Genomic DNA, 13,381 nt, shown 5'->3' with positions numbered 1-13,381 from the left:
CTGTGTCGGTTTCCCCACCGTTTTCACCTTTCGGGCGGTCCCTCCGGAGCCGCCGCTTTTGGAAAATCTGAATGAAAGCTTCCCGTTTCTTTATCGGCACGCTGAAAGAAGCGCCCGCCGACGCCGAGATCGTCAGCCACAAGCTCATGGTGCGCGCCGGCATGATTCGCCGCGTCGCCGGTGGCATCTATAACTACCTGCCGGTCGGCCTGCGTTCGATCCGCAAGGTGGAAGCCATCGTGCGCGAAGAAATGAACCGGGCAGGTGCGATCGAATTGTTGATGCCGGCAGTGCAGCCGGCTGAACTGTGGCAGGAATCGGGCCGTTGGGAAAAATACGGCCCTGAGCTGCTGCGCGTCAAGGATCGCAAGCAATCCGATTTCGTGATCGGACCGACCCACGAAGAAGTGGTCACGGATATCGCGCGCGGCCAGATCAAGAGCTACCGCCAGTTGCCGGTGAACTTCTATCAGATCCAGACGAAGTTCCGCGACGAGATCCGTCCGCGTTTCGGCGTGATGCGCGGCCGCGAGTTCATCATGAAAGACGCGTACTCGTTCGACAAAGACGCGGAAGGCCTGCGCGAGTCGTATCGCAAGATGTATGACGCGTACGTGCGTATCTTCACGCGTCTCGGCCTGGATTTCCGCGCAGTGGCGGCGGACAACGGCTCGATCGGTGGCAGCGGCTCGCATGAGTTCCACGTGATCGCCGATACCGGCGAAGACGCGATCGCCTATTGCCCGACCTCGGATTTCGCAGCGAACGTTGAAGCGGCTGAAGCTTTGCCGCTTTATACGGAACGCGCGGCACCGACCGAGGATATGAAGAAGACCGCAACGCCGGGCAAAGCAAAGTGCGAGGCCGTGGCTGAACTGCTGAACATCCCGCTCGAGCGCACGATCAAGTCGATCATCCTCGCTACGGAAAACGAAGGCGCCGAACCGACCATCTGGTTGCTGATGCTGCGCGGCGATCACGAGCTGAACGAGATCAAGGCAAGCAAGCTGCCGGGTCTGGCGGACTTCCGCATGGCGACCGAGGCCGAGATCATCGAGACCTTCGGCACGCCGCCGGGTTACCTCGGCCCGATCAACACGAAGAAGCCGATCAAGGTCGTCGCGGATCGCACGGTCGCGAACATGAGCGACTTCGTGGTGGGCACAAACGAAGTGGATTACCACACCACCGGCGTGAACTGGGGCCGCGATCTGCCGGAACCGGTCGTGGCTGATATTCGCAACGTGAAGAAGGGCGACCCGTCGCCGGACGGCAAGGGCGTGCTCGACATCTGCCGCGGTATTGAAGTCGGCCACGTGTTCCAGCTCGGCACGAAGTATTCGGAAGCGATGAACGCCACGTGCCTCGACGAAACCGGCAAGCCGCGCCCGATGGAAATGGGCTGCTACGGCATCGGCGTCACGCGTATTCTGGGCGCGGCGATCGAACAGAATTTCGACGACAAGGGCATCATCTGGCCGGAGTCGATCGCGCCGTTCGAGGTCGTGCTGTGCCCGATGGGTTATGACCGAAGCGAAGCCGTGCGCGAGCAGGCCGACAAGTTGTACGCGGAGTTGGTCGAAGCGGGCGTCGACGTGATCCTCGACGATCGCGGCGAGCGTCCGGGCGTGATGTTCGCCGACTGGGAGCTGATCGGCGTGCCGCATCGTCTCGTGATCGGCGATCGTGGTCTGAAGGAAGGCAAGCTCGAGTATCAGGGCCGCCGCGACGCTGAAGCGACGCTGCTGCCGGTCGAGGACGCCGCCCAAACGGTGCTCGGCAAAGTTCGCGCCGCGTTGGCGCGCTAAGCGAGCGGACGGTGGAGTACACCTTCCTCTCCGCGACCGTCCTGCTGATTCTGATCACCGATCCGCTCGGCAATATCCCGCTCTTCATCAGTTGTCTGCGCGGGGTAGCGCCGAAGCGGCGCACGATCGTCATCCTCCGTGAGGTGGCGATCGCCTTCGCGATCCTGCTGCTGTTCATGGTGGTCGGCGACCGCTTCCTGCGCATGATGAGTCTGACCGACCAGTCGTTGCGCATCGGTGGTGGAATCGTGCTGTTCCTGATTGCGCTCAGGATGGTGTTTCCGCATCCGGACGGTCCGTTCGGCGGCGACACGCGCGGCGGTGAGCCGCTCATCGTGCCGCTCGCCATTCCGGCGCTGGCGGGCCCGTCGGCGCTCGCGACGGTGATGCTGCTGACGTCGCAGGCGCCCGGCAAGATGTTCGAGTGGATCGGCGCGCTGACCGTCACGATGATCGTCTGCGCGATCGTGCTGATGCTGGCGGAGCGGATTCAGGCGTGGCTCGGCGAGCGCGCGATGATGGCCTTTGAACGCTTGATGGGGCTCGTGCTGGTGGCGATCTCAGTGGAGATGATGCTCGGCGGTATCCGGTCTTTTGTGCATCAACTCTGAGTGATATCCGGTGCGGTGTTCAATACGGCAACGCGGTAGTGTTATCGACAGCCTGATAAACGAGAAAGCGGCCCGCAGGCCGCTTTTTTTACGCCGATGCGCGCCGTGAATGGCGCGGCTAAAGCAACTTGGCTTAAGCCCCTTCGGTCAACGCCCGAATAGTCGGAAGGTTGCGCCAGTAGCCCTTGGCATCCATCCCGCAGCCGAACACATAACGGTCCGGCACTTCGAAACCACAGTAATCCGGGCGCAGCGGCTTCGCCTTCGGAATGATCTTCTCGCACAGCACCGCGCTCAGGAAGCGCTTCGCGCCCATTGCGAGGATGCGGTCGCGGATGGCGGCCATCGTCTCGCCTTCGTCGAGGATGTCGTCGAGCACCAGCACGACGCGATCCTTCACCGACTCAGCCGGCGCCACGCGCCACTGCATCTCATTGCCGCCCTTGGTGGTGTTGCGATAGCGGGTCAGGTGGATGTAGTCGAACTCGAGCGGGAAATCGAGGTGCGGCAGCAGCATGCCGGTGAATACCGCCGCGCCGCCCATTACCGACAGCACGAGTGGGAAATCCTCGCTCATTTCGTTGCGGATGGCGGTAGCCATGCCGCTGATCGACGCGTTGACGTCGTCGGCCGAAACGATTTCTTCGGAGTGGCTAAAAATGTGGAGAGCTTCTTCGCGGTTCATGACGTCTGACGGGCGGTAACTGTATACATAGTGTGAGTGAGGACGGCGGCGTGCGGTACAGAATAAACCCGCACAAATCCGGAGTCAGCCGCGCGTGCCGTTGTTCATGCACGGAAACACGCGCACCGCCGTCTTGCTAAAGCTTAGCGCATGCCGGGCATCATGCCCTTCATGCCGCGCATCATCTTCTGCAGATTGCCGCCCTTCAGCTTTTTCATCATCGTGCGCATCTGGTCGTACTGGTTCAGCATGCGGTTGACCTCCTGCACCTGCACGCCCGCGCCGGCGGCAATGCGGCGCTTGCGGGTGGCCTTGATCAGTTCGGGCTTGGCACGCTCCAGCGGCGTCATCGAATTGATGATGCCTTCCATGCGGCGCATCTGCGATTCGGCCATGCCCATATTGGCGCCGGCAGCGGCCTGCTGGAACTGCGCGGGCAGCTTGTCCATCAGCGACGACAGGCCGCCCATGCTCTTCATCTGCGTAAGCTGCGCGCGGAAATCGTTGAGGTCGAAGTCGCCGCCTTTCTTGACCTTGTCGGCGAGTTTCTGCGCGGCTTGGACGTCCACGCCGCGTTGCGCTTCTTCGACGAGGGCGAGAATGTCGCCCATGCCGAGAATCCGGTTCGCCATGCGATCCGGATAGAAAATTTCGAGGCCGTCGAGCTTTTCGGCAACGCCGACGAACTTGATCGGCTTGCCCGTCACGTGACGCACGGAAAGCGCCGCGCCACCGCGCGAGTCGCCGTCGAGCTTGGTGAGGACCACGCCGGTGAGCGGCAGTGCGTCGCTAAAGGCCTTCGCGGTGTTGACCGCATCCTGACCGAGCATCGCGTCGACCACGAACAGCGTTTCCGCCGGTTTCAGCTCGCTGTGCAACGCGGTGATTTCCTGCATCATCGCTTCGTCGATACCCAGACGGCCGGCCGTGTCGACCAGCAGCACGTCGTGGTAATGGCGCTTGGCCCAATCCACCGCGGCGCGCGCGATATCCACCGGCTTCTGATCAGGTTCCGACGGGAAGAAATCGGCGCCGACCTGTTCGGTCACCATCTTCAACTGCGCGATAGCAGCCGGGCGGTAAACGTCGCACGAGACGGTCAGGACCTTCTTCTTGTACTTTTCGCGCAGGAGCTTGGCGAGCTTGCCGACAGTGGTCGTCTTACCGGCGCCTTGCAGACCCGCCATCAGGATGACGGCCGGCGGCGTGACGGCGAGATTCAGTTCGACCGCCTTGCCTTCATAGTCGCCGCCGATGATCGCGGTCAGCTCGCGCTGCACCACGCCGACCAGCGCCTGACCCGGCGACAGGCTGCTAATGACCTCCTCGCCGAGCGCCTTTTCCTTCACCTTGGCGATGAACTCGCGCACGACGGGCAGGGCCACGTCCGCCTCGAGGAGCGCGAGGCGCACTTCGCGCAGCATTTCCTGGGTGTTCGCCTCGGTGAGCCGGGCTTCGCCGCGCAGCGTCTTGACGACGCGCGCCATCCGTTGAGTCAGATTGTCGAGCATGGGGAGCGATGAACAGTGCGGCCGGAGCGGGGCGCGATGCGGGAGACGTCGCGGAGCAGGGGCCTAGTGTAAACTTCGAATATGGATATTGTACTGTATGCCCTCACTGCGCTCCTCTACGGCGGTCTCGCCGTGGCCGGCTGGCGCTCGCACCGGCACGCCGCCATGCGCCCCATGCTCGAGAGCGCGCCTCCGGTGCCCGTCGCCGCGGGCATGTCGGCCCCATCGTCCTCCTCGGCCGCCTCGGGCATGAGCACCTCGGGCCGCGCGCTGCTGTTTGTCGCGCTGCTCGCCCACGGCGTGCTGCTGCATACCACCATCTTTCCTCAAAACGCGATGGTGTTCGGTTTCGCGTTCGCGCTGTCGGCGATGTTCTGGCTCGGCGCCGGCATCTACTGGATCGAGAGTTTTTTCTTTCCGCTCGACGGCCTGCGCCTTTTGGTGTTGCCGCTCGCCTGCGTCGCTTCTTTATTGCCGCTGGCGTTCAATGGCGTGCGTGTGCTGCCGTATTCAGCCGCGCCAATGTTCAAGCTGCACTTCCTGATCGCCAATATCGCGTACGGTTTGTTCGCGATCGCGGCGCTGCACGCGATTCTGATGCTGCTGGTCGAGCGGCGTCTGCACGCAATGCGCGGCGGCATGTCGCAACGGAATGCGGCTACCGCGAGCAACGGTTGGCTGTCGAGCTGGCTTGACACGCTGCCGCCGCTGCTGACTTTGGAAAAGCTGCTGTTCCGTCTGATCGGCGCCGGCTTCGTGCTGCTCACGCTGACGTTGCTCTCGGGCATCATGTTCAGCGAGCAACTGGTCGACCGCGCATTGCGGCTCGATCACAAAACCGTGTTCGCGATTCTTTCCTGGGTGATGTTCGGCGCGCTGCTGACCGCGCGCAAGGTTTCCGGCTGGCGCGGCCGTGCGGCATTGCGCTGGGTGCTGGCGTCGTTCGTCGCGCTGCTGCTGGCGTACGTCGGCAGCCGTTTCGTATTCGAGGTGCTGTTGCACCGTGCTGTAGTGTGAGTGTCCTGCTATGCGACAAATTTTCCTGCTGATCCTGTTGTTCATCGTTGGCCAGTGGCTGGTCAAGGCGCTGCGTCGTCATGACGCGCAAACCGCGCAACGTAACGGCGCAGGCGCGAACGGCGCCGCGGGTGCCGCTGGTACAAAAGACCCGAATGGCGGCGCGCGTGGGCCCAATGCGTCGCAAGCGCAGCCGCAGCTCGCCGAGCCGATGATCCGCTGTGCCGAGTGCGGCGTGCATGCGCCGAAGAGCGACTCTGTCGTCGTTGCGGGGCAGGCGTTCTGCAGCGCGGCGCACGCGCAGCGTCACGGCGCGCATCCCACGGGCCGCGACGCTCGATGAACGTCGCGTTCGCCGTCGATGCCGACGGTTGGGTCAACGCCGCACGCAAACTCCCATCGCCGAATTTCGAAGCGCGGCCCGAAGGGGCCATGCCCACGCTGATCGTCGTGCACAACATCAGCCTGCCGCCGAACGAGTTCGGCGGCACGGCGATCGCCGAACTGTTCCAGAACACGCTCGACTGCGACGCTCACCCGTACTACGACACGCATTTGCGGGGCGTGCGGGTGTCGGCGCACTTCGTGATCCATCGCGACGGCGCGCTCGAGCAATTCGTCTCCTGCAACGAGCGCGCATGGCACGCCGGCCCGTCGAATTTTTTCGGCCGCGAGCGCTGCAATGATTTCTCGATCGGCATCGAGCTGGAGGGCAGTGACACGACTGCTTTCGAAGCGGCGCAATACCGCACGCTCGGCGCGCTTGTGACGGCGCTCAAGGCTCGCTATCCGGTCGAGGGGCTTGCCGGTCACTCGGACATTGCTCCCGGCCGCAAGACCGATCCTGGGCCCCATTTCGAGTGGCAGCGTCTGCAGCGCGATACCGCGTTAGCGGATCAGTACTTCCCCTATCTCAAGTTTTCCAAAACGCCGTAACGACCCTTCGCGCGACTTCGCGTGATGCGAGGAGAACAAGGCGCTGCCTTGTTCTCCGGGGAGTCGGCTTCGCGCCGCGCTATGCAAAAGTCAAGACTTCGAAAGCAAATAAATCGATTTGACCTGTCTTGAAACTACACTATACTTGGTGCCAGAAATTCAGTTCCGTACTATATCTTGTGTCTGGTGTGTATAACTCTGTGCATAACTGAGTGCATAAGTCTGCGGCGCCCCGCTCCCCGAGCATGGCGCCGCAAGCATTCCAGGCAGCGAAAAATAATTGCTGCGGCGCGGCCGGTAGAGACCTCCGGCAGCGTCCAGAAGCATTCAGGAAAAGGGCATAGCAAGTGATCGCGACACACATGATGAAGACCGTTATCAATTCGAACCAGGCTTCATCGCTGTCGCATCCCGCCACCCGGCACGGCCGGCCTTTTTCCTGCACCCCATCGCTTGCGCACGCGGCGGCGCAGCGTTCGTTTTAATCCGCGGCTTTCTCCGCAACATTTCCAAGACCAGGAGCTTTGCACATGCAAACCACCGACAACGTGACGACCCGGTACGAGGGCTCACCGACTGGCCAGGCGTTCAGCCAGGCACAAGGCGCCCAGGCGCTCGCGCCGCAAGTGACCTACGCCGACTACAAGGTGATCCGCCGTAACGGTAGCGTGGTGTCGTTCGAACCGTCGAAAATCGCTATCGCCGTGACGAAGGCATTCCTGGCCGTCAACGGTGGTCAAGGCGCGGCGTCGGCACGCGTGCGCGAACTGGTCGAGCAACTCACGCAGAACGTGGTGCGCGCACTCGTGCGCAGCCGTCCGAACGGCGGCACGTTCCATATTGAAGACATCCAGGATCAGGTCGAACTCGCGCTGATGCGCGGCGGCGAACACAACGTCGCGCGTGCGTACGTGCTGTATCGGGAGAAGCGTACCCAGGCGCGCGGTCATGACGACCAGATTGTCGCCAGCACGCCGGGTCTGAACGTCACCGACAATGGCGTGACGCGTCCGCTCGACATGGCTGCGCTGCGCGGCATCATCGAACTGGCTTGCTCGAACCTGGGCGACGCCGTGAGCGCCGATCCGATCATCGCGGAAACGGTCAAGAATCTGTACGACGGCGTGCCGATGAGCCAGGTCTACGACTCGGCGATCCTGGCTGCCCGCACGATGATCGAAAAAGACCCGGCTTATAGCCAGGTCACCGCACGCATCCTGCTGCACACGATCCGCCGCGAAATCCTCGAAGAGGAAGTCACGCAAACGGAAATGGGCGAGCGCTACGCCGAGTACTTCCCGCAGTTCATCAAGCGCGGCGTGCAAGCCGAGCTGCTCGACGACAAGCTGCTGCAGTTCGACCTGAAGCGCCTCGGCGCGGCACTCGACAATAACCGCGACCTGCAATTCGGCTACCTCGGTCTGCAAACGCTGTATGACCGCTACTTCCTGCATCACGACGGCGTGCGTATCGAAATGCCGCAGGCATTCTTTATGCGTGTCGCGATGGGGCTGTCGCTGAACGAGATCGACCGCGAAGCGCGCGCGATCGAGTTTTACAACGTGCTGTCGAGCTTCGACTTCATGTCGTCCACGCCTACTTTGTTCAACTCGGGCACCCGCCGCTCGCAACTGTCGTCGTGCTACCTGACCACAGTCGACGACGACCTCGACGGCATCTACGAAGCGCTGAAGGAAAACGCGCTGCTGTCGAAGTTCGCCGGCGGTCTGGGCAACGACTGGACGCGTGTGCGCGCACTCGGTTCGCACATCAAGGGCACCAACGGCAAGTCGCAAGGCGTGGTTCCGTTCCTGAAGGTCGTCAACGACACGGCGGTGGCGGTCAACCAGGGCGGCAAGCGCAAGGGCGCGGTCTGCGCGTACCTGGAAACGTGGCACCTGGACATCGAGGAATTCCTCGAGCTTCGTAAGAACACGGGCGACGACCGTCGCCGCACCCACGACATGAACACGGCGAACTGGATTCCCGACCTGTTCATGAAGCGCGTGCACGAAGGCGGCGACTGGACGCTGTTCTCGCCGTCCACCTGCCCGGACCTGCACGACAAGTTCGGCGCCGAGTTCGAAACGGCTTACACGGCCTACGAAGACAAGGTCGCGCGCGGCGAGATCAAGCTGTTCAAGAAGCTTCCGGCGGCGCAACTGTGGCGCAAGATGCTGGGCATGCTGTTCGAAACCGGCCACCCGTGGATCACGTTCAAGGATCCGTGCAATGTGCGCTCGCCGCAACAGCACGTCGGCGTCGTCCACTCGTCGAACCTGTGCACGGAAATCACGCTGAACACCAGCGACGCCGAAATCGCCGTCTGCAACCTGGGCTCGGTGAACCTCGTCGCTCACCTGAAGGAACAGGCCGACGGCACGCTGGCGCTCGACCACGACAAGTTGAAGCGCACCGTCAGCGTCGCGATGCGTATGCTCGACAACGTGATCGACATCAACTACTACGCGGTTGCCAAGGCACGTAACTCGAACCTGAAGCACCGTCCGGTCGGCATGGGCATCATGGGCTTCCAGGACTGCCTGCACCTGCTGCGCACGCCGTACGCGTCGCAAGAGGCTGTCGCGTTCGCCGATACGTCGATGGAAGCGGTCTGCTACTACGCTTACTACGCGTCGACCGAGCTGGCCCAAGAGCGTGGCCGCTACTCCAGCTACCGCGGCTCGCTGTGGGATCGCGGCATCCTCCCGCAAGATTCGGTGAAGCTGCTGGCCGACGCGCGTGGCGGCTATGTCGAAGTCGATTCGAGCGAATCGATGGACTGGACCGAACTGCGTTCGCGCATCGCCACCTACGGCATGCGCAACTCGAACTGCGTCGCGATCGCGCCGACGGCGACCATCTCGAACATCATCGGCGTGTCGGCTTGTATCGAACCGACGTTCCAGAATCTGTATGTGAAGTCGAACCTGTCGGGCGAATTCACGGTGGTCAACGACTACCTGGTGCGCGACCTGAAGGAACGCGGTCTGTGGGACGAAGTGATGGTCGCCGACCTGAAGTACTTCGACGGCACGCTCTCGCGCATCGACCGCATCCCGGCTGACCTGCGCGCTATCTACGCCACCGCGTTCGAACTCGATCCGGTGTGGCTGGTCGAGGCGGCTTCGCGTCGTCAGAAGTGGATCGACCAGGCGCAGTCGCTGAACATTTACATGGGCGGCGCGTCGGGTAAGAAGCTCGACGAGATCTACAAGCTTGCATGGGTGCGCGGTCTGAAGACGACCTACTACCTCCGCACGATGGCGGCGACGCACGTCGAGAAGTCGACGGTTGCTCACGGCGCGTTGAACGCGGTGAGCTCGGGTGGCAGCGAGGGTTCGGGCGGCGCGGGTGGTGTCGGCGGTGGCGCGGCAGGTGGCTTCGGCGCGAGCGGCGGTGCAGCTTCGGGCGGCATCCAGGCAGCAGCGGCAGCGCCGGCAGTTGCAGTCGAAGCAGCGCCGGAAGCGGATGGTCCGGTGTGCATGATGCGTCCGGGCGATCCGGGTTTCGACGAGTGCGAGGCTTGCCAGTAAGAGCCTGGCAACTGCCCGGCAAGCACGAAGCTGGCGGCAGGATCGCTGCTTAGCTGAGGGTTGTAGGTAAAGACCCGCATGTAGCGATCAGCAAGCCTCATGGAAGTGATACAGAAGTGAAGTAGACGAGCGGCGCGGCGTATCGAAATCGAAAACGAAATCGAAGTTGCGCCGCTCATCGAAAAGCAGCGAAGCACGGCAAGCAACTGAAGTCGTGAAGCGGCAGGCAAGCGGTAGGCAAGTAGCAGACGAAGCACTCAGCAGTCGGCAGCACAGACGAAGCGCTCGACATGAAGCGCTCACCAAACGCTCCGGTCGATGGTCGATCGACACAGCCGGCCAGATGCATCGCTCGGCATTGCATTGAACTTCACCTCGCTAGCACTGATGGACAGGCAAGCACGCGGCAACCGCCACGTCGGCGAGGCAGCAGGAAGCAATCGCAAAACGCTGCAAGCACGCTCCGCAATACAGATAGATAGAGCAGCGAAACGTCGCTTCGACACGTTGCTCTTCGAGCTCGCGAAGCACCTCGACGACACACGTTCAACACGCTTCACATGAGGCGGCACACACAGTCTGTTGAACAAAGTGTTGTATGAACGTAGCAACGCGAATCGAAAACAGGATTTTTCATCAGCGAACTCTTTTATCGCTCGTGAAAAGATGGTACAAACCGTTCTAAATTGATGGTGACATTTATGCTCAACTGGGATGACGAGATCACTGCCGTAACTTCCTCGAGCGCTACGCAACAGAATGTGTTGCGCAACGCTGCGGGATCGGCTGTCGGTTCGCAAGTCGGAACGCGTTCCGCTCCTCACGCTCCCTCGGCTCAAGACATCTTCGCGAACGACATCGCTGTCGCTCCCGTCGCTCACGCTGCTACCGGAACGGCTGCCGTTTCCGAAGCGCGGGTGAATGTCGCCGACAAGCGCATCATCAACGGCCAGACCGACGTCAATCAGTTGGTGCCGTTCAAATACAAGTGGGCCTGGGAAAAGTATCTGGCTGGTTGCGCCAACCACTGGATGCCGCAAGAAGTGAACATGTCGCGCGACATCGCCCTCTGGAAAGACCCGCACGGTCTGACCGAAGACGAGCGCCGCATCGTCAAGCGCAACCTGGGCTTCTTCGTGACGGCTGACTCGCTGGCCGCCAACAACATCGTGCTGGGCACCTACCGCCACATCACGGCTCCCGAATGCCGCCAGTTCCTGCTGCGCCAGGCGTTCGAAGAGGCGATCCACACGCACGCTTACCAGTACATCGTCGAATCGCTGGGCCTCGACGAGGGCGAAATCTTCAACGCGTATCACGAGGTTTCCTCGATCCGCGCGAAAGACGAATTCCTGATTCCGTACATCCACGTGCTGACCGACCCGGCCTTCAAGACCGGCACGCTCGAAGCAGACCAGACGCTGCTGCGCTCGCTGATCGTGTTCGCCTGTGTGATGGAAGGCCTGTTCTTCTACGTCGGCTTTACGCAAATCCTGGCGCTGGGCCGCCAGAACAAGATGACCGGCGCGGCGGAACAGTACCAATACATCCTGCGCGACGAGTCGATGCACTGCAACTTCGGCATCGACCTGATCAACCAGATCAAACTCGAAAACCCGCAACTCTGGACGGCTGAGTTCCGCGCGGAAATCCGCGAGATCTTCCAGCAAGCGGTCGAACTTGAATATCGTTACGCAGAAGATACGATGCCGCGCGGGGTGCTCGGCCTCAATGCGTCGATGTTCAAGAGCTATCTGCGCTTCATCTGCAACCGCCGTTGCCAGCAGATCGGTCTCGATCCGCTGTACCCGAACGAGGAAAACCCGTTCCCGTGGATGAGCGAGATGATCGACCTGAAGAAGGAACGCAACTTCTTCGAGACGCGAGTCATTGAATATCAGACCGGCGGTGCACTAAGCTGGGAGTAATCCCGCTCGCACTGCGGTTGAACGCAGTTGGAATGCGAACTCTTTGATGGGGATGCCGCCGGCCGAAGCCGCGGCAATTATGGTTAGGAGCAGAACCGCCTGATGCAAAGCGTGCCCGGTGCCTTAGCGGCCCACAAACATGACAGGCACTTTGCGAACCCTTCAGTGGGATGGGCAAACTTCCCCCCGGAAAAAGCCGCTGGCTCGATGGCCAGCGGCCCGATCAAGCAATTGCCGGCGTTGAGATACAGCGCCGACCAGATCTGGCGCGCGGTGCTCAAGGGCACGGCGCGCCTTACCGCATTCATTAGCGTAAGCGCGCAGCACCTGCGTACGCCGATGAATAGCCCGCTTCGTAGCGCGCGCCCTGAGAAGCGTCCGCGAGAAGCGGGTTTTGACGAAGGGTGTAGTTTGAACTGACTCTCATCTGAAAACCTGAAGGAGAAAATGATGGCAACTGCAAAGAAAGCGGCAGCTAAGAAACCCGCAGCCAAGAAGGTTGTAGCAAAGAAGGCTGCGCCGGCTAAGAAGGCCGCACCGGCGAAGAAAGTCGCTGCAAAGAAAGTCGCAGTGAAGAAGGTTGCAGCAAAGAAGGCAGCACCGGCCAAGAAGGTTGCAGCGAAGAAAGCTGCTCCGGCCAAGAAGGTTGCAGCCAAGAAAGTCGCAGTGAAGAAGGTTGCAGCGAAGAAGGCGGCACCGGCTAAGAAAGCTGCAGTGAAGAAGGTTGCAGCAAAGAAGGCAGCACCAGCGAAGAAGGCCGCAGCAAAGAAGGCCGCGCCGGCTAAGAAGGCTGCTGCCAAGAAGGCCGCGCCTGCGAAAAAGGCTGCTGCCAAGAAAGCTGCGCCTGCGAAGAAGGCTGCTGCTAAAAAGGCTGCGCCTGCCAAGAAGGCTGCCGCGAAGAAGGCCGCTGCTCCTGCCAAGAAGGCTGCCCCTGCGAAGAAGGCTGTCGCCAAGAAGGCGGCTCCTGCACCCGCAGCGACTTCTGTCTCGAGCGCAGCACCGGCGGCGACGGTGAAGACCGCGCTGAACCCGGCAGCGGCATGGCCGTTCCCGACGGGCAGCCGCCCGTAAGCGGTAGAAGTACTTCGACACGTCGTACGGTGTGTCGATGATCGAGTAGCGCTTAAGTAGCATTACCGAGCGCTACTCGGTCAGGGTCCCGTTGCCGGGCTTCTGGCGACGGGATTTTTTTTGATCTGGCGAAGGCGCCCGCTACAAGAAACAACGCTTCAAAACCTGCAGGCGAAAAAAAACGCATGCACCGCAACCATGTTGCATGGAACCGGAGTAAGCCCTAAAGCGCTAACTCCGGTCGACATGGGAGGGCATGCGTTTGAGGTCGCCGCGGC

The 13,381-nt window shown here is 61.6% G+C and carries 11 protein-coding genes; 9 read left to right on the top strand and 2 right to left on the bottom strand.

Features of this window, described 5'->3' with window-relative positions:
* Nucleotides 1-71: 71 nt before the first annotated feature.
* Nucleotides 72-1,808 (top strand): proline--tRNA ligase, encoded by a 1,737-nt coding sequence (locus GNZ13_RS02505; protein ID WP_172160195.1) that lies wholly within the window; start codon nt 72-74, stop codon nt 1,806-1,808.
* A gap of 11 nt (nt 1,809-1,819) precedes the next feature.
* Nucleotides 1,820-2,419 (top strand): MarC family protein, encoded by a 600-nt coding sequence (locus tag GNZ13_RS02500; RefSeq protein WP_172160193.1) that lies wholly within the window; start codon nt 1,820-1,822, stop codon nt 2,417-2,419.
* Nucleotides 2,420-2,552: 133 nt separating this feature from the next.
* Here GNZ13_RS02500 and GNZ13_RS02495 read toward each other — a convergent pair whose 3' ends face one another.
* Nucleotides 2,553-3,104 (bottom strand): hypoxanthine-guanine phosphoribosyltransferase, encoded by a 552-nt coding sequence (locus tag GNZ13_RS02495; protein ID WP_120347512.1) that lies wholly within the window; start codon nt 3,102-3,104, stop codon nt 2,553-2,555.
* 143 nt (nt 3,105-3,247) lie between these two features.
* A complete protein-coding gene (ffh, locus tag GNZ13_RS02490) occupies nt 3,248-4,615 on the bottom strand; it encodes a signal recognition particle protein (RefSeq protein ID WP_172160191.1) in 1,368 nt (455 codons plus the stop codon).
* A gap of 81 nt (nt 4,616-4,696) precedes the next feature.
* Here ffh and GNZ13_RS02485 point away from each other — a divergent pair, with 81 nt between their 5' ends.
* The 7 genes from GNZ13_RS02485 (at nt 4,697) to GNZ13_RS02455 (ending at nt 13,103) form a co-directional block, all read left to right on the top strand.
* On the top strand, nt 4,697-5,632 hold the full coding sequence (locus tag GNZ13_RS02485) for a cytochrome C assembly family protein (protein WP_172160189.1): 936 nt from the start codon (nt 4,697-4,699) through the stop codon (nt 5,630-5,632).
* A 10-nt stretch (nt 5,633-5,642) separates the two neighbouring features.
* Nucleotides 5,643-5,975, top strand: coding sequence for a PP0621 family protein (locus GNZ13_RS02480; protein WP_172160178.1), 333 nt, complete (start codon nt 5,643-5,645; stop codon nt 5,973-5,975).
* Complete coding sequence (gene ampD / locus GNZ13_RS02475) at nt 5,972-6,568, top strand: 1,6-anhydro-N-acetylmuramyl-L-alanine amidase AmpD (protein WP_172160176.1); 597 nt, start codon at nt 5,972-5,974, stop codon at nt 6,566-6,568. The genes GNZ13_RS02480 and ampD overlap by 4 nt, the downstream gene beginning before the upstream one ends.
* A gap of 530 nt (nt 6,569-7,098) precedes the next feature.
* Complete coding sequence (locus tag GNZ13_RS02470) at nt 7,099-10,104, top strand: ribonucleoside-diphosphate reductase subunit alpha (RefSeq protein ID WP_172160174.1); 3,006 nt, start codon at nt 7,099-7,101, stop codon at nt 10,102-10,104.
* Nucleotides 10,105-10,805: 701 nt separating this feature from the next.
* Nucleotides 10,806-12,032 (top strand): ribonucleotide-diphosphate reductase subunit beta, encoded by a 1,227-nt coding sequence (locus GNZ13_RS02465; protein ID WP_172160172.1) that lies wholly within the window; start codon nt 10,806-10,808, stop codon nt 12,030-12,032.
* A gap of 102 nt (nt 12,033-12,134) precedes the next feature.
* Nucleotides 12,135-12,452 carry a hypothetical protein gene (locus tag GNZ13_RS02460; protein WP_172160170.1) on the top strand — a complete coding sequence of 106 codons (318 nt, stop codon included), beginning with the start codon at nt 12,135-12,137 and terminating at the stop codon, nt 12,450-12,452.
* Between the two features lie 30 nt (nt 12,453-12,482).
* On the top strand, nt 12,483-13,103 hold the full coding sequence (locus GNZ13_RS02455) for a histone H1-like DNA-binding protein (protein ID WP_172160262.1): 621 nt from the start codon (nt 12,483-12,485) through the stop codon (nt 13,101-13,103).
* Nucleotides 13,104-13,381: the final 278 nt, after the last annotated feature.

Source organism: Paraburkholderia elongata (assembly GCF_013177735.1).
GTDB classification, from domain to species: Bacteria; Pseudomonadota; Gammaproteobacteria; order Burkholderiales; family Burkholderiaceae; genus Paraburkholderia; species Paraburkholderia elongata.
The sequence above is the reverse complement of the archived record's forward strand: the minus strand, read 5'-3'. Positions and strand labels throughout refer to the sequence as shown.